This is a genomic window from Chitinophagales bacterium, assembly GCA_019694975.1.
Classification (GTDB): domain Bacteria; phylum Bacteroidota; class Bacteroidia; order Chitinophagales; family UBA10324; genus JACCZZ01.
Genome location: JAIBAY010000003.1, coordinates 171,107 through 188,842 on the forward strand (window position 1 = coordinate 171,107; position 17,736 = coordinate 188,842).

Below are 17,736 nucleotides of genomic sequence, written 5' to 3' on the forward strand. Positions count from 1 at the left end.
GTTAACCGCTGCAGCTGCTCAAGACAGACGACATTGCTTCGGGTAAATTTATCGTGCCGCAGTAATCGAATACAAGGCAAACCTTACTCCACTGTTACGCTTTTGGCAAGGTTGCGTGGCTGGTCTACATTGCAGCCGCGCAAAACGGCGATATGGTAAGCCAGTAGCTGCAACGGAATTACCGACAGCAGGGGAGTCAGCGATTCTTCGGTCTCCGGAATTTCTATCACGAACTCAGCGAGGTCACGGATGATTTTATCACCTTCTGTTACAATAGCGATGATACGTCCTTTGCGCGCCTTCACTTCCTGTATGTTGCTCAGGATTTTATCATACGGACCGCCTTTAGTGGCTAAGACCACCACCGGCATTTCATCATCAATGAGTGCAATCGGGCCGTGTTTCATTTCGGCTGCCGGATAACCTTCTGCATGGATGTAAGAAATTTCCTTCAGCTTTAAGGCGCCTTCCAGTCCTACCGGGAAGTTATAGCCACGCCCGAGATATAAAAAGTTGCGGGTATCTTTAAAAAAGTCAGCGATGTATTTGATCTGTTCATTCGTTTTCAAAACCTGTTTTACCTTTTCAGGAATAGAATCCAGTTCATTGATCAGCTGATGATACCTTGATTGTGTAATAGTTCCGCGCTTGCGTGCCGTATATAACGCCAGCATACTCAACACGGTTACCTGTGCGGTAAACGCTTTCGTGGAAGCCACTCCTATTTCAGGGCCCGCATGCGTATAGGATCCTGCATCCACGGCCCGGGAAATGGAAGATCCCACCACGTTGCATATTCCAAAAACAGTAGCTCCCTTCGATTTAGCCAACTGAATAGCGGCCAGTGTATCCGCCGTTTCGCCTGATTGTGAAATCGCGATTACGATATCGTCGGGTGTAACGATGGGATTACGGTAGCGGAACTCAGAAGCATATTCCACCTCAACAGGTATTCTTGCCAGGTCTTCAAACAAATACTCCGCTACAATAGCTGCATGCCACGATGTGCCGCAGGCAATCATGGTAAGCCCCTTGGCATGCGACAGCTTTTCCTCATACTCCGCGAAGCCGCCAAGTTTAATTTTTCCCGTATAGGTATTCAACCTGCCGCGCAGGCTGTCGCGGATGGAATTGGGCTGTTCATAGATTTCCTTCAACATGAAATGATCATAGCCGCCTTTCTCCAGCATCTCCAGCTTCAGCTCCAGTTCCTCGATGTATGGCGTCTTCACCTTGTTGCCGATTGTTTTAATGGTGAGGTCGCTATTGCGGTTCAGTACGGCAATCTCCTCATCATTGAGGTACACCACGTTTTTGGTAAACTCCACTATCGGTGTTGCATCTGATGCCACAAAGTATTCATGCACGCCAATGCCGATTACAAGAGGACTGCCTTTTCTGGCTGCCACCAGCATATCCGGATTATTTTTTGCCAGGATAACGATGGCATAAGCCCCCACAACTTCATTCAGTGCTATGCGCACTGCTTCCGGCAAGTCCTGCACTTCATTCACCATAATGTCTTCTATCAGGTGAATCAAGACTTCCGTATCTGTATCGGATTCAAAATGATGACCGCGCAGCAACAGCTCTTCTTTCAGCGTAGCATAATTTTCAATAATCCCATTGTGAATAATGGCCAGGCTTTTTGTTTCAGAGAAATGCGGATGGGCATTTACATCATTGGGTTCACCATGGGTAGCCCATCTGGTATGGCCGATGCCAATGGTGCCGTTGGTGTCTTTATCGGCCACAAACTCTTCCAGTGCGCTCACCTTACCCGCTTTTTTATAGACATGGAGCGAGTTGTTGAGCAAGGCAACTCCGGCACTGTCGTAGCCCCTGTATTCAAGCCGGTGAAGGCCTTTGATAAGAATGGGGAAAGCCTGCTTATTACCTATGTAACCGACGATTCCACACATGCTGAGTGAATTTATTTTAAAGGTAGTTATTCGATGGGAGTGTAAATGATATTGAGTTTGGTCTTATACACATCATCCCGGTTGCCGCCGCCCGCCATCAGGCGGTCGGCCGTTTCCTGCGCACTGTTATTAATGAGGAATAGCCCATAATCGGTGATTTTACCATCGATCAGCAATTGTACCTGCTGCGAAATGTTAAACTTGTATTGTGCCACCGTATCGCCGGGCAGGATGCCAAACTCCACCCTATTGCCACCATAGGATGGAAATGCATGATTCACATCATCATTATCCGGAATAGCTTTGATTTTACCCGCACTGTCGAGCGTCACAATCAACAACTGCACCGGCGGTTTGAATACGCTATCGGCCCTGTTGGGATCCAAACGCTGAGAAATCACCAGTTCAGCTTTATTAATGATCACATCATGCAGGTTCAGCAAATTCGGTATGCTCACCCTCGTTCTGATACCTGCCATGGATTGAATAAAAAGAAGACTGTCGCCATCTTGTGTCTCAACCTGCAGATGACTCGCCACCACGGTGCCGGCATAGGCGTGACGGAAATAATTTGTTTTTACTTCACTGGTGCTTACCGGGAAATTGATATTCAGCTTACTCTTGGCCGGTGTGTGCCAGTAGATGCGCAGACCACTCACCGAAGACAGCATGGCCAGATAAAGCATGCTTGCCGCATACGGTGTGGCAACGGTGTCGGGTTGAATGAGCAAACCATGAAAATATTCCTTGAATGCGGAATCAGTGGCCAGGCTGGCCTGCCCTGACTGATCAAGCAGATCCTGTCCGAACCTGTCGGAAAGCCGGATACGAAGGTGTGGAGGGAAGGTTACGCCCAGCACTTCAATACTGTCATTCAATGCCGGCACCAGCAACTGCTTCCTGCCGAGTACTTCCGCACCGGTGGCAAATGATTTATTGGAAAAATAACCGTCATCAGGTTTTGGGCTCATCTTTTCCGTCACTTCATGAACGGTAAATGATTGTGGAACATCAGCATAGCCATAGGTTTTAAAGTAACCCATGGTAAGTACCACTGAATCAATGAACAAAGTATCTGGATTACCAAGGTCAATAGCCGTTGTCGGCAACTGGAATTCGGTGAAGATGGCGGCGTATGATTTTCCAAAGATGGGGTCATACATATTACCAAGCAGGCTGTAAAACTGGCTGCTTGTCACCAGCGAATCCTGGCGCATTGGCGTGGTAACCACTTTAAATGTATCCGTAAAAGTGGCATTGATATCAGAGGAAGGAGGCAGAATGCCCACCCCGATTTCTGTAGTTTTATTGCAGGAAAAGAGTGCAACAGCCGCCAAAAGCAACCAACCCGCTACATTCCTTAACATCATATTCTCGTCCGGTGTCTGTTGGTGATTTGCATAGTAAAGATCAAAGCTATAAGCGCCCAAGAGCGATGCAGTGCAGATAGTGATTATTCAGGACACTCATTTTTTTGTAAGCGATGCATAAAATTCCTGGTAGGCGGCAGGAAATGATTCGCCGTTCATGAACTCCATGACCGGTTTATTTTTCTGTGCTTTCATGAAAGTCTTCAGCGTCTTATCTATCTTTTGATCGCCCAGGATGATGGCATCAGCATGTGCAATGCCGCCCTTATTAAGCCCGGTGAAATCGCCTTTCTTATAAAAGTCAAAGTCTGTCTCCTTAATATCCTTATGTATCAATGCTTTGGTGTTAAACGATTTGCCGAGTGATCCCTCAAAAGGATTATCGTAAACGGAATAAACCACTTTTGAATTGTGAAAGACAGGTTCTTTCTTGTAAACGGTTTTTATATACATAGGAACAAGGCTTGTCATCCAGCCGTGGCAATGAATAATATCAGGCGGCCATCCCCACTTTTTTACGGTTTCCAGCGCACCCTTACAGAAGAAAATCATCCGTTCGGCGTTATCATCATAGAATTTATGATGTTCGTCGGTAAAGTCGTATTTGCGTTTAAAAAAGTCTTCATTATCAAGAAAATACACCTGAAGGCGGGCGCCGGGTAATGAAGCAACTTTGATAATCAGCGGAAAATCATCATCGTCAATAATGATGTTCATACCGGAAAGCCTTACAACTTCATGCAGACGGTGCCTCCTTTCATTAATACTGCCAAATCTGGGCATCAGTACACGCACTTCCATTCCCTGGTTGAGCAGGTGAACAGGTAACTGGTTTGTAATGCGGGCCATCTCTGATAACACCAGGTATGGTTTCATTTCCTGCGTGATGATCAGTACTCTTTTTTTAGTCATCTGGGAATTTTCAATTTGGAAGGAGGTTTCAAGGTTAACCTCTGAAAAACAGTGGGCAAAGATACTAAAAAAAAGCCTGAACTTTTCCAAAAGAGCAGACAAAGGAACGTAAGCACAGTGCCTTGCCGATTAGGAACGAGATCCTTTGCAGTTGTTCATTTGCTGAATGCCGGCACACTGCCCATAAAGATCAGTTGCCTTTAAATGCTATCTTTCGCGCCATCTTCAAAAACTTTAATGCGTGATTCAGTTTAAGACAACGGCTATCTCCGAATATCTGACTTTAGCAAAATCAGCGGGTAAATCAATTGGATTTGTACCTACGATGGGAGCCCTTCATGCCGGTCACCTGTCGCTGATAACACGGGCCAAAGCGGAAAACGACCTGGTAGTATGCAGCATCTTCGTCAATCCCGCGCAGTTTAATGATCCAAAAGACCTTGAAAAATATCCCCGCCCGATTGAAACCGACATTGAGCAGCTTATTAATTCCGGCTGTGACATCCTGTTTCTGCCAGATGTAACCGATGTTTATCCGGATGGCCCCGGCCAACTGATACAATATGACCTTGGCCACCTGGAATCGTTTCTTGAAGGGGCCTCGCGACCCGGACATTTCAATGGGGTGGCCAATGTGGTTGACCGCTTTCTGACAATCGTGCAGCCCGACCGATTGTATCTCGGCCAAAAGGACTTTCAGCAGGTTAAGGTGATTGAGCGGTTGTGCGATGTAAGAGGCTATGCCACGCATATCATCATCTGCCCGACCTTCCGGGAAGAAAACGGGCTGGCCATGAGTTCAAGAAATATCCGGCTCACTCCACAGCAGCGTGATGCAGCATCCATTATCTATCAGACTTTGGTATTTGCTACTGAAAACTACAGGGCCTACACACCGGAATCATTAAAGCAGGCATCGGTCAGCCGCATGCAAGACATGCCAGATACCGATGTAGATTATTTTGAATTCTGTGACAGCCGTTCCTTCCGTATTGTCAACGACTGGAACAATGCACAACATATTGTGGCCGTGACTGCGGTTTTAATCGGCAATGTTCGTTTGCTTGATAATATGATGCTGCAGTAATCAAACGTTCGCTTTCATGACACGCTCGCAGGTTTAACATAACTTACCCATAAATTATCCGCCTGAATGGGGCCTGTTTCCTTTCTGCTGAAAGCAAAAAAATTAGATGGAATGATCTGACTCCGGGCTTTATTTTACGAGCTGTAACTTCCTGGTAAGATATTGCATGCCTGCTGAAAGGCGAAGCATGTAAACGGCGGCCGGCTGATCCGACAAATCAATAATCGCCGTGCTTTGCATTGAAGAATCAGCTTCTCTGCGAAAGACTACCTGGCCAAGAGCATTTACTACTTCTATCGTATAACTGAATGTTAAGAGATTATCCGTCTGAACATGGAAGATCCCAGCTGAAGGATTCGGATAGATATGGATGCCACCATCAGCCATGACATCTTCACTACCCGTTAATGTGACGATTACTGTCGCCGAATTTTTGCAACCGTGCTCTTCGAAGACTATTACCGTATAGTATCCGCTCTGAGTAACTGTGTAGGTCTGACCGGTGGCTCCGGGAATGTCCGTACCGTTAAATTGCCACTGATACGCAGCTGCCGGGCTGCAAGTCAGCAAAGAACCATCCTGTGTTATTATCGGAAAGGGCGGCGTGGCATAAACGGTGATGTAGTCGCTGAGCAGCAGTGTATCTTCTCCGTCGGTATTGGTAGTGACAAGCAATACATCATAACTGCCCGGTGTATCATAACAGATATTGTCAGGGTTTTGCTGGGATGATGTGGGCGGCGATGCTCCCTGAAATTCCCAGTACCATGCTGTTGGGCTATTCAATGACTGATCATAGAAGTTGATGCAGAATTTTTCACAGATATCCGTATCGCTGGCAGCAACGAAGACTTGTTGTACTGGTTCAGTGCCGAAAACATTTTCAATAAATGCGGGAAGCCCGTAAACACAGGTTGCCTGAACGAGATAAAAACCGTAATCGACAAAATTGCAGCCTGTGCCGGCTACATCAGGATCGTTGACGACGGCGAGACTGGAGGAACCGTTTCGGCAGATATAGAGTCTTTTGTCGGGGCCAAGCTGCATCGTCTGCATAGCCGATGAAGAAGAAGTGCCTACTATCGTTTTGCTTGCAATGATTTCAGCCAGTGAACCGGCATCAAGGTCGAACTGAAACAGATTGGAATTATTTTCTTCATCGACGTACAACCGTTTTCCGTTGGGTGAAAAAGCTATGCCATAGACATAAGGAAAGCTGTTGGTGATTGTTCCCAGGTTCATCGCATCCGACACGGTTCCGGTGGAAGCATCAAAATTATAGACTTCGGCCTGATCGAGCCCTGAAAGCACGGTAGCAAGCCGCGATCCGTCAGGCGAAAATTTCATGCAGCCGATGCGGTTGTAGTTGCTGTAAGCTGTGCCCGCAGCTGAATAGACGGGTGATGAAATTCCTGTTTCCGTCAATTCATAACAAACGAAATTTGCACCGTTCCATTCATGTGTGGTAATCCAATAGCCTGTGCCGGCACTGTTTTTTATCACTGCCAGTTTCTCACAGGCCGGAGCATAGAGCAGAATATTTTTTACGGCTGTAACCGCACCAAGGCCTCCATTCTGACTCATATCCACAATGCTGTAACGATAACCATCACTTCCACCACTGAAATATTCACCGGCAGTAAAAATATAATACTGATCACTGTTACCCGGATCCGGAACGATGACAGCGGCTTGGGCACTGGAGGAGGCACCGGTGAGTCCTGTGCCGTTGGCCATCAGTTGATGATCGGCATTCCACACCTTTGCTCCATTGGTATACATAAGGATGCTGCCTGTATTTTTATCGCTGATGGAGGCACAACCTTCCGTTGCATTCATCACTCCATCCGTAAGTGAAACGGCTGCTCCGCTGTTGAAATCAATACCGGCAAAATTTCCGAAATACCAGGTGTTGGCCTCATTTTGCGCCAGGCCGGCAGTATTAATTGCGAGCATGCCAAGCATCATGCTACAAATCATGATCAGTATCCGCTTCATATCGTTGATTGTTTCATGAAAGCTATTTTACAGGGTAATCTGATTAATCCGTATTGAACACCATCACATAGTTGACTGCTGATGCCTCACTTAATGAAAATGCAGTCCGAAGATTTCTAACAGATGGTTTGAAGGGAAAATAAACATTCAGCTCTATATAAGCAACCGTTATCGGAAAAGCCCAACCGGTAATTGCGGTGCCTACAATAGCTCTTTCAAACCAACCTGTCGAATCACGATAAATGATGCCACCAACTCGTGAATCCTATGCATGTTATTTTTCATGGGATCCAACACAGTGAGCTTGCATTTACGTTTTGCTTCAGTCATTTAATTGAATGGCTGACTGCTTGAAACTGCATTGTGATGCTCTTTTTTCATCATGGTGAATGAATAATATTCAATTGCTGTTCACCCGTGAAGGAATCCAGATCAAGGTAATAAATAACATTAAGAGAAAGGCTGAACTTATGCTAAATGTTCAGCCAATCAAAAAAACAGCCCCGGCTCCAAATAAACTTCCATACATAAACAGTTTAGTCATCGACAAAACAAGCACTAAAAAAACTGCAGCGGAGCAATAATGCAAAGAGTGCCATAAAATATGCCTTGCGGACGAAGAGCATGAACTGCTTCAACACTGCCTTATGCAACTGCATCATTGTGCATTTACATGGCAGTTAACAGTGTATCTACGGTAAGCCGATTGCATTGTCCGGCCGTTCGCTGATCAATTTATATCTTTGCACGCGCTATGACCATTGAAGTTGTCAAATCAAAAATTCACCGGGTAAGGGTTACCGAAGCAAATATTGATTATGTAGGCAGCATCACCATAGACGAAGACCTGATGGATGCCAGTAACCTGATAGAGAATGAAAAGGTGCAGGTGGTAAACGTAAACAATGGAGAACGGATAGAAACTTATGTGATAAAGGGTAAACGCGGCTCAGGAACCATTTGTCTCAACGGGCCTGCTGCCAGGAAAGCCATCGTCGGCGACATCGTTATCATCATTTCCTATGGAACCCTTGATTGGGAAGAAGCCAGGTTATTCAAACCATCTATCATTTTTCCTAATGAACAGAACTTATTAAGCCGTTAGTGAAACAGAAATTATTTTCCGCCTTCCGTATCCTTCTTTTCGCAGCCATTGGGGGTTTTCTTTTTTGGCTGGTGATCCGCAATCAGAACCTGGAAGAGATCAGGTTAAAACTGGAGTCAGCCAACTGGTGGTGGCCATTGCTTGCATTAGTGTTTGGATTAGTCAGCAACATCTTCCGTTCTCTTCGATGGAATATGCTGATACATCCGTTGGGCTACAGGCCGAGGCTTGTCAACACCTTCTTTTCACTGATGGCAGGCTACATGGCCAACCTGGCTATTCCGCGTATGGGAGAAGTAACACGCAGCGCCATGCTGAGCAACTATGGTAAAATGCCGATGAATAAATTATTCGGAACGGTAGTGGTTGAACGCGTCATTGATGTGCTTACCATCTTCCTGTTGCTGTTCCTGATCCTGCTCATCGAATTTGAAAAAATGAGCAGTATGGCAACACAATATGTTTTCGGACCTATTGGCGACAAGGTGAATCTGCTGCTTTCACAGGGAATCATCTTCTACCTGCTGGTGGCAGGCATCTTTGCTTTGGTGCTTTTTGTCTCGTGGTTTTATATCGTGCGCATCAAACGGTCGAGGTATTACCTCAAGCTGAAAGATATGATGCGTGGTTTCGCCGACGGCATTAAGACGATAGGCAACCTGAAAAACAGGAACCTATTCCTGTTGTATACCTTCCTCATCTGGTTGATGTACCTATTGATGTCTTATGTGACATTCTTCAGCTTTCCGGCCACAACAACCTTAGGCTGGCTCGCCGCGCTGGCCGTGATGGTATTCGGTGCCTTCGGTTGGGCTGCACCTGTTCAGGGCGGATTCGGCACTTTTCATGTAATTGTAACGCAGACACTCGTACTTTATGGCATCTCCAATAATGATGCATTGGCATACGCCATTCTCAGTCATGCCACACAGGTATTTGGCATGCTGGCTTTTGGATTGCTCGCTTTGGTAATTCTTCCCATCATTAACCGTAAATCTCCCGCCGCATGAATTACCTTCCCGTGATTCAAGAAAAAATTGTCACCATACCCGTGTTAAAGCGGCAAATTGCCGCCTGGCATCTGAAAAGCAAGAAAGTGGTTTTCACCAACGGCTGTTTTGACATCATTCATGCCGGGCATATTCACCTGCTTACCACAGCGCGCACTTATGGAGATATCCTGATTGCAGCGCTGAACAGCGATGCCTCGGTAAGCAAGCTGAAACCCGGACGGCCGGTACAGGATGCGCAATCGCGTGCTCTCATCATGGCATCCTTTGATTTTATAGATGCGGTTATCTTCTTTGATGAAGACACACCTTATGAACTGATTAAAGCACTCGCGCCGGATGTGATTGTGAAAGGTGGTGACTATACTGCCGATACTGTTGTAGGTAAAGATATTGTGGAACAATATGGCGGCCGCGTTGAAATAGTGCCATTCGCAAATGGCTTTTCAACCTCTGCGATTATTACCAGGATAAAAAACCAAAAATAAAACTATTGCCAAAGGTTTAAAACCGGTCTTCAGTAAAATGCCCGATGTGCGGAAGGTGCTGTTGCAGCCATTCAGCTTTTATCGTTCGTATCTATCCAGATAGTAACGGGTCCGTCATTTACCAGTTCAATCTTCATCATGGCACCGAATACGCCTGTTGCTATTTCTTTGCCAAGATCCTTTGCAAACTGCTGCGCTAATTTTTCATAAAGCGGATATGCCTGTTCTGGCCGCGCCGCTTTAATATAGGAAGGCCGGCTACCCTTCTTAACAGCTGCATGCAACGTAAACTGGCTAACCAGCATCAGTGCACCACCGGTTTCCTTCAGGGAAAGATTCATGACACCATGCTCATCATCAAAGATGCGCAGGTTGGTGATTTTCGCTGACAGCCAATTGATCGCTTCATCGCCGTCTGCTGTTTCAATCCCTAATAAAACAAGCAACCCTCCTCCTATTTGTGAATGGATGTTTCCATCAATGTAAACCGTTGCAGCAGCGACACGTTGAATCAATGCTCTCATCAGTTGATCATTTTTAGGGCATGTTTCAGCTGGTAATCTTTTATCTGCCAGCACAGTGTGCATCGAAAGGTAAACTGATTGTCCTGTCGTTGACCTTTTTAATCATAGATTTTTTCATCAGTATTCAATTCATGTATGATGGACAGATAGTTTTCATACCTGCTCATGGCAATGTCGCCTGTCTCCAATGCCACTTTTACGGCACAACCGGGTTCATTGATGTGCAGACAATTATTGAACCTGCATGCATGCATGTGTTTCTCCATTTCTGGAAAATACTGTGCTACTTCCGTTGCTTCAAAGTCAAGTACCCCGAATTCCTTAATGCCGGGCGTGTCGATGATAAAGCCGCCAAATGGCAGTTCAAACATCTCAGCAAAAGTTGTGGTATGCCTGCCCTTCTGATTATAAGATGTTACTGCAGCAGTCTTCAACTGCAGGGCAGGGTCAATTTTGTTGATCAGTGTTGATTTCCCAACGCCTGAATGGCCGGCCAGCAGCGAAATCTTTCCCTTCATCAGCGCACGGACCTGTTCCACGCCCAGATTTTTTTCCGCTGAAGTAGCCACCACCGTAAAACCCGCTTTAGCATAAATAGCTGACAACAACGCTACCTGCTCCTGTTCACTGTCAGTGTAAAGGTCAGTCTTGTTGAAGAGAACAATGGAAGGAATATGATAAGCCGTGGCTGTTACGAGGAAGCGATCAATGAAGCCCGTTGATGTGCGGGGCATGGCAATAGTTGCCATGATAAAAGCCTGGTCTATGTTAGCAGCAATGATATGTTCCGCGGTGCGGTTACGTGCCGATTGGCGAATAATATAATTGCTGCGGGGCAAGACTTCCTGAATAGTGGCATCTCCATCATCCATGTTCACGGCAACGAGGTCGCCAATATTTACCGGCGTGGTTGTTCGCCGGTCAATCAGCCGGAGCTTACCTTTTATGCGGCAGGAAATGATCGTGCCATCATCGAGCCGTACCTGGTACCAACTGCCTGTTGACTTAATGACACGTCCCTGCAAAGCTGAAATGGAATTTTAGCATCATGGGTTAAGAAATTTTTGATCGTACTGCGTCCGGAAAATGATATTAAGTGAAATGGTTCGATCAGAAGATAGACTTCGGATGACCATTAATGATTCGGTGATGGTCAATGGCTGAGGGCCAGGTTATGGACTGCATGCGCCATAGAAAAAATCAGCATCGGATCCTTCTCAATGGCATTGCCAACCACAACTATATCTGCGCCGGCCTTGCAAATATCAGCAGCTGTCGCGGCCGTTCTGATTCCGCCACCGGCAATCAGCGGCACTTCAATATGCTCTCTTACCAGTTGAATCATTGATTCGCTGATGGATTGCATTGCACCGCTTCCCGCATCAAGATAGATGCACTTCATACCGAGCATTTCACCTGCCATGGCAGTACACATGGCAATATCGTCTTTCTGATGTGGTACCGGCAACGTATTGCTGATGTAGGAAACGGTGGTGCCTGCTCCGCCATCAACAAGCACATAGCCGGTGGAGATAATTTCCAGCCCGCTGTTTCTGAGCACCGGCGCAGCGGTGACCTGCTGCCCGATCAACAGGTCCGGATTCCGGCCAGAGATAAGGGAAAGTAACAGGATGGCATCAGCCTTTGCATCAACCTGTGCAGGACTGCCCGGAAAAATAATTACCGGAATTTCACAACAGCTCTTTATTACATCAATACATTCGCCAAGCGTATCATTTAACAGCAGGCTTCCTCCCACAAAAAAGTAATCCACCTTTGCCTTTGCTGCCACATCAATAACAAAGATCAATGATTCCGGTGTCACCTTATCAGGATCAATCAGTACAGCCAACTGTTTCCGCCGCTCCATCCTTGCCGCAAGAAAATGCCCATATATAGAATTTTTATGCTCCACCTGCGAATGATTTTTCAAGTGCGGCAAACCTACACCAATTTGTAAAAACACGGAAGAAAACCGGCAATTCATTCATTTGACTTCAGGGTGGAAGAGGGCACAGGTTTCCTTTAGGACACCTGCCATCTGCATGAATTATTTGTATTTTGCGATTACCGGTTTGAATCTATGCAATAAAAACATCCTTCATTCGCACACTGCCGGAACTTGATACGCTCATGAAAGAAACCTGAATATGGCAAGACTTACAAAAACAGACTGGATCAGAAAAGGAATTAAAGTCTTGAATGATGAGGGATATGATGCCATTAAGATAGAACATCTCTGCATTAAGTTTGGTGTTACGAAAGGTTCCTTCTATCATCATTTTGAAAGCATCAGCGACTATGAAGAAATTCTTTTAAAATACTGGGAAACGGAAACACTCGGACGCATAAAAGAGGTAGTTGACTCGGGACAAACACCAAGAGAACGGCTGAACCTGATGATTAATGAGGTATTCAGTGTATCCGGTAAAACAGAACTATCGCTGCGTGCCTGGGCACTGCATAACCGTACGGTTAGAAAGTATCTTGAAAAGATGGATCATGAGCGTATCGGTGTAACGCGCACCCTATATCTTGCTGTCGGCGTTCCGCCGGAAAAGGCCGGCGAACTTGCAGAGTTTGCCTATACGGCATGGCTCGGCATTCAGTGTTTTTATATCGGTGCTTCGGCCCAGAAAGAGAAGACCATTCGCATGATTAATGAATTGCTGAATGCACCGGTCAAAGGCCTTTGATTACCGTGCATCATTCAGCGAAAATTGGCAGTTGCCATTCACAAATGCCTGCAATACCCGGCAAGTTTGAAGCTCCCTCACCGGTACTTTGCTGATATTTTTGTCGAGCACAATAAAGTCGGCTGACTTCCCGCAAGTTATGCTGCCCCGGTTTTCCTGATCACCATTGGCCAGCGCACTTCCCATCGTATAAGCATAGATGCTTTCATCCATGCTAATTCTTTGCGATGCACCAAGCACTATTCCATCACCATCCATTCGACTATTTGCCGCAATGAGTCCGGTTATAGGATTAAAATCTTTCACCACCGGAGCATCTGTGCTGAATGCAAGGTTAACGGCATGATTCAAAACAGATCTTGCCGGATAAACATCGTCAAGGTATATGTCCGGTAAATACTGCCTGAAATTTTTTCCCAGCTCATAAATAAATACCGGTTGCATTACGGCGCTTACCTGCAATGAATGCATCATACGCAGGTTTGCGGGAGAAGGCAAGCCGAGATGTTCGATACGGTGATGCACCTGCTGTATATTGTCTTTCGCAATTTCGTTGTATACCTCCAGCACCAGGTCAATCGCAGCATCCCCAATTGCATGCGTTGCAATACGAAAACCGGCTGACTGTGCTTTGCACGCAAGCGTCAGAAATGATACCTGATCCAGCCGCAGTAAACCATATTCATTGGTATTGCGGTAATGATGTTTCAGGGCAGCGGTTTTTCCGCTGAGGCCACCATCAGCAAAGAATTTAACGGTATCTACTTTGAGATATGCGGAATGGTAAAGATCCGGTAATGGCAGAGCACCGGAAGCACCATCCGGCAATAGTATGGGAATTGCATTCACCCTTATCTTCAACTCGCCATTGCGATCCATTGACTTATAAACCTCAAGCAAATCAGGCATCACGGCAGGATCGGTAGCGGAAGTGATGCCTGCTTTTAACAGCTCTTCCTGCGCTGCCAATATCATTTTCCTGTATTGATCAGGGTGATAGGGCGGAATCTTACGTGCTATTAATCCTAATGCAGTTTCGGTGAAGTGACCTGCCAGGCTTCCATCAGGCAATAATTTCATCTCACCACCCGGCGGAACGCGCGTTTGTTTTGTAATACCTGCTGCCTGCAACGCAGCAGAATTTACGATAAGCTGATGAGCACAGGTTCTCATTACACTCACCGGCCTGTCGCTGATTACCTCATCCAGGTCTAACCGGCTTGGCATGCGCCGATCCGGAAAAAGGATCTCATTAAAGCCACGCGCCTGAATCCATGGCAGGCCGGGATTGCTTTTTGCGTAGTCAGCCAGCCGCTGTTTCATTTCATCTATGCTCTTTGTGCCACGCAAATCAAGCAGGTAGGTCATCAGGTTGCCCACTTTCCAGATATGAATATGGGCATCATTAAACCCGGGAAGCACAGTTGCTCCCTGCAGGTCGATCAGCCTTGATTGGCCATTCTGCAACCGCAACAACGCTTCATCCTGACCGGAGGCAATGATCTTTCCATCAGCTACCGCAAAGGCCGAAGCGACAGGAATTGAGCGGTCCTGTGTAAGGACATTGGCATTGAAATAAATCTGTTCCGCTGTCATGGGTTGTAAAAGCTGCAGGCCGATCTCAGCATTTTTCAGTTGCCGGCTACTGCTTTATTTTCAATTAACTGGGAAGCTGTTGCCAATCCATTAACACTGATAGTTCTGTTGGGAGCTGCTTTCAATGCAAGTTTGAATTGTGTCATGGCTTCAGCAGGCCTGTTCATTTTCAGCAGCCATTCACCGTACATCTCATTCGATGGCTTAACGATGGAAGGTGGTCCGAAGGAATAGCTGATACTGTTTTCCAATGCTACGGCCTTTCTCAACCAGGTGCCTGTTGCAGCAGTATCGTTCTTCAATTGTGCAGACAATGCCTGTAACTCCATTTCCATCACTTCGGCGTATTGTACGTCGAGCAGGTTAGGGCTATATGCATTAGAGCTGGCACAACTGTGGCCCGAACTGACCTCGACCATTCCTGCCGCTGCCATTCTTTGTTCCTGCATCGCAGAAATAATCGCCGAAAGCTGCTTCTGATCATTGTCGTGAAAAGCCTTTTCCCCGTTCACAAAATTATTCATAGCGCGAAGGCCAATGTTCAGATCATCCGACGCTACATTTATGGAAGCTACCGTTGACTGCCAGTCGTCAGACTCAACGAGGTACGTGCATTTCAAAAGTATCACGTGTTCGCGTGCCCGTGGCGAAGGAAGTGTATCGCAAAACTGCTTCATCTGCTGCACCATCTTTTCCGCTTCTTCATCGCGGTCCTGCTGCAGCAATGCATACAGCAGCCAATGATAGGAATGATATCCGAGGGCATCATTATCCAGCTTTTTCCGCTCCTTCCTTTGCACGCTTGCCGCCCATGCTACTTCATTGGAGCCGATCACTTTATCCCATTGGCCTAATGCCAGGTAAATGTGCGACGGCATGTGCAGTGCATGAGTAGCGGCAGGCGCCACTTTTGCATAAGCATCGGCAGCTTCCAGTGCTTTAGCAGCATGATCGGGATCATCATATGCATGAATGAGATAATGCAACGCACCGGGATGCCTCGGATTTTTATTTAATACAGCCTGCACAATTTTCGCGGCCTTACCATAGACAGCGGTGTCCCTTCCCACCTGTACGGAACCAATTAACGCAATACTGTAAAAGGATGCCACTTCCAGGTTATCAGGATACTTTTCGAAAAGCGAAGACATATAAGCAGCATACTGACTGTCTCTTTCTGCTTTCGTACCTGTTCCGAACAATATATTGACACCTTTGATAAAGTCTTTCTCGATATCAGTTTTTGCTTTTGCCACACGCTGATCAGGTTCAGGTGCAAGCAATTTCAATACAGAATCCGCTTTCGTCTTATCCTGGAAGCGCCAGAGCGAGTGATTATAGGTCATGGCTTCTCCCCAATATGCCATAGCGCATTCCGGGTCCAATGCATGTGCTTTTGAAAAATCATCGGCGGCATCTTCATACTCGAAACTGTGCAAAAGAAGCAGTCCCTGCGTAAAGTAAGGTTGAGCCTGTTCATTTCCGGATACGGAAAACTCAATATCTCCGAGTTGACCTTCCGCAATATCAGTACGGGTTGAACAACCGGCAAAGCATGCTGCGATTGTGATGAGTGTAAAAAATACGAGGTATGGGATTTTCATTTTCAAAATAGTTTTTGTCATTCGAAAATATTTCCGGGGCACGCCGGTCATGTCACATCAACAGTAATTCATTTCAATCTTTTTTCATGTGCACGGCTGATAGCACCTTCGAGCACGCTCAATCCTTCCTGCAACTGGTCATCCGTCATAACGATGGGCGGCAGCAAACGGATACAATTGCTGTATAACCCGGCCCTGATCAGTATCACGCCTTTTGACACGGCATCCCTGATAATCTCCAGCGTCAGTTCGGGATCAGGTTCCAGGCCGTCGCGGTCTTTCACAAATTCTATCAGTTGCATGGCACCTGTGCCACGCACATCACCGATCAACTGATACTTTGATTTCCAGGCGGCCAGGTTTTGTTGTATCAGTTCGCCTACCTCCTTTACTCTTTGCAGGAATGGTGCTGCACTCAGAATCTTGACTGCTTCGATGGCGGCCACGCAGGCAAGCGGATTTCCTCCGTATGTTCCTCCCACGCCACCGAGATGAGGCGCGTCGATGATCTCCGCTTTTCCGGTTACGGCACTGATGGGCATTCCTGCTCCGATAGATTTTGCCATACAGATCAAATCCGGAATAACGCCTGCATGCTCACAGGCAAAGAATTTTCCTGTGCGTGAAGCGCCACATTGTATCTCGTCAAAGATGAGCACGATGCCATGCGCATCGCATGTTGACCGCAACTTTTCGAGGAACCTCTTCGGCATGGCGACAAACCCACCTTCACCCTGAATAGGTTCAATGATGATGGCTGCCACGGCGGATGGGTCGACCTGCGATATGAGCTGCTGATCGAATTGCTGTATACAATAATCTATGTATGCTTCTTCACTCAGCGCTTTTGGCCGCCGGAAAATATTAGGTGCCGGCAATCGATAAATATCACTTACAAACGGCCCGAATCCTTTTTTAAATAATCCATACTTGCTGGTCAGCGACAGAGTAAGCAGTGTTCTGCCGTGGTAAGCTGCTTCGAAGCAAATTACTGCTGAACGCTTTGTATAATACCGCGCCACATTTACTGCATTTTCAACCGCTTCACTTCCCGAATTTGCCAGGATGGTTTTTTTCTGAAAATCGCCAGGTGTTAAACCATTCAGTAATTCTGCCAGTTCCACATAAGGTTCGGGTGTTGCCACCAGCGTGCAGATATGCAGGTATTTTTCCAGTTGCTGTTTCATGGCATTCACCACCTGTTCCGGCCTGTGGCCAACATTCATCATGCCGATTCCACCAGCAAAATCAAGCAATGTGTTTCCGTCAGCATCATGCACGAGTCCTCCTTCTGCACGTTCAATAACCACTTCCGTGGATTTTGCAAGACCTGCCGGCATCGCATTTTTTCTTCGTTCCAAAACCTGTTGACTTTTTGGTCCAGGTACGGGAGTTTTAAGACGGATGTAGTTCATATATGCAGT

The 17,736-nt window shown here is 46.5% G+C and carries 15 protein-coding genes; 5 read left to right on the forward strand and 10 right to left on the reverse strand.

Features of this window, described 5'->3' with window-relative positions; translation table 11 throughout:
• Nucleotides 1-83: 83 nt before the first annotated feature.
• From glmS to K1X61_07190, 3 genes are all read right to left on the reverse strand, one after another.
• The gene (gene glmS, locus K1X61_07180; GenBank protein ID MBX7108410.1) at nucleotides 84-1,922 is read right to left on the reverse strand and encodes a glutamine--fructose-6-phosphate transaminase (isomerizing); all 1,839 of its coding nucleotides are present in this window, start codon (nucleotides 1,920-1,922) and stop codon (nucleotides 84-86) included.
• Nucleotides 1,923-1,948: 26 nt separating this feature from the next.
• Complete coding sequence (locus K1X61_07185) at nucleotides 1,949-3,292, reverse strand: DUF4270 domain-containing protein (GenBank protein ID MBX7108411.1); 1,344 nt, start codon at nucleotides 3,290-3,292, stop codon at nucleotides 1,949-1,951.
• Nucleotides 3,293-3,388: 96 nt separating this feature from the next.
• Complete coding sequence (locus K1X61_07190) at nucleotides 3,389-4,204, reverse strand: glycogen/starch synthase (GenBank protein MBX7108412.1); 816 nt, start codon at nucleotides 4,202-4,204, stop codon at nucleotides 3,389-3,391.
• 241 nt (nucleotides 4,205-4,445) lie between these two features.
• On the opposite strand from K1X61_07190, the gene panC reads away from it, so the two are divergent.
• Nucleotides 4,446-5,291, forward strand: a complete 846-nt coding sequence (gene panC / locus K1X61_07195) for a pantoate--beta-alanine ligase (GenBank protein MBX7108413.1) — start codon at nucleotides 4,446-4,448, stop codon at nucleotides 5,289-5,291.
• A 129-nt stretch (nucleotides 5,292-5,420) separates the two neighbouring features.
• On the opposite strand, the gene K1X61_07200 is transcribed toward panC, so the two are convergent.
• Nucleotides 5,421-7,289: a T9SS type A sorting domain-containing protein gene (locus tag K1X61_07200; GenBank protein ID MBX7108414.1), complete on the reverse strand. Its 1,869-nt coding sequence runs from the start codon at nucleotides 7,287-7,289 to the stop codon at nucleotides 5,421-5,423.
• Between the two features lie 754 nt (nucleotides 7,290-8,043).
• Between K1X61_07200 and K1X61_07205 the strand changes: the two genes are divergently transcribed.
• From K1X61_07205 to rfaE2, 3 genes are read left to right on the forward strand one after another with little or no spacing between them, the layout of a single operon-like run.
• Complete coding sequence (locus tag K1X61_07205) at nucleotides 8,044-8,394, forward strand: aspartate 1-decarboxylase (GenBank protein MBX7108415.1); 351 nt, start codon at nucleotides 8,044-8,046, stop codon at nucleotides 8,392-8,394.
• Nucleotides 8,394-9,404, forward strand: a complete 1,011-nt coding sequence (locus K1X61_07210) for a flippase-like domain-containing protein (GenBank protein ID MBX7108416.1) — start codon at nucleotides 8,394-8,396, stop codon at nucleotides 9,402-9,404. Before K1X61_07205 ends, K1X61_07210 begins: the two co-directional genes overlap by 1 nt.
• Nucleotides 9,401-9,892 (forward strand): D-glycero-beta-D-manno-heptose 1-phosphate adenylyltransferase, encoded by a 492-nt coding sequence (rfaE2, locus tag K1X61_07215; protein ID MBX7108417.1) that lies wholly within the window; start codon nucleotides 9,401-9,403, stop codon nucleotides 9,890-9,892. The genes K1X61_07210 and rfaE2 overlap by 4 nt, the downstream gene beginning before the upstream one ends.
• Nucleotides 9,893-9,963: 71 nt before the next feature.
• Here rfaE2 and dtd read toward each other — a convergent pair whose 3' ends face one another.
• The 3 genes from dtd to K1X61_07230 all read right to left on the reverse strand — a co-directional run bounded on the left by dtd (nucleotide 9,964) and on the right by K1X61_07230 (nucleotide 12,403).
• Complete coding sequence (gene dtd, locus K1X61_07220) at nucleotides 9,964-10,416, reverse strand: D-tyrosyl-tRNA(Tyr) deacylase (protein ID MBX7108418.1); 453 nt, start codon at nucleotides 10,414-10,416, stop codon at nucleotides 9,964-9,966.
• Between the two features lie 98 nt (nucleotides 10,417-10,514).
• On the reverse strand, nucleotides 10,515-11,441 hold the full coding sequence (gene rsgA / locus K1X61_07225; GenBank protein MBX7108419.1) for a ribosome small subunit-dependent GTPase A: 927 nt from the start codon (nucleotides 11,439-11,441) through the stop codon (nucleotides 10,515-10,517).
• Nucleotides 11,442-11,569: 128 nt separating this feature from the next.
• Complete coding sequence (locus K1X61_07230; protein MBX7108420.1) at nucleotides 11,570-12,403, reverse strand: geranylgeranylglyceryl/heptaprenylglyceryl phosphate synthase; 834 nt, start codon at nucleotides 12,401-12,403, stop codon at nucleotides 11,570-11,572.
• A gap of 163 nt (nucleotides 12,404-12,566) precedes the next feature.
• Here K1X61_07230 and K1X61_07235 point away from each other — a divergent pair, with 163 nt between their 5' ends.
• Complete coding sequence (locus tag K1X61_07235; GenBank protein MBX7108421.1) at nucleotides 12,567-13,112, forward strand: TetR/AcrR family transcriptional regulator; 546 nt, start codon at nucleotides 12,567-12,569, stop codon at nucleotides 13,110-13,112.
• On the opposite strand, the gene K1X61_07240 is transcribed toward K1X61_07235, so the two are convergent.
• From K1X61_07240 to K1X61_07250, 3 genes are all read right to left on the reverse strand, one after another.
• Complete coding sequence (locus tag K1X61_07240) at nucleotides 13,113-14,708, reverse strand: amidohydrolase (protein ID MBX7108422.1); 1,596 nt, start codon at nucleotides 14,706-14,708, stop codon at nucleotides 13,113-13,115.
• Between the two features lie 35 nt (nucleotides 14,709-14,743).
• Nucleotides 14,744-16,312 (reverse strand): hypothetical protein, encoded by a 1,569-nt coding sequence (locus K1X61_07245; GenBank protein MBX7108423.1) that lies wholly within the window; start codon nucleotides 16,310-16,312, stop codon nucleotides 14,744-14,746.
• 68 nt (nucleotides 16,313-16,380) lie between these two features.
• A complete protein-coding gene (locus K1X61_07250) occupies nucleotides 16,381-17,673 on the reverse strand; it encodes an aspartate aminotransferase family protein (protein ID MBX7108424.1) in 1,293 nt (430 codons plus the stop codon).
• Nucleotides 17,674-17,736: the final 63 nt, after the last annotated feature.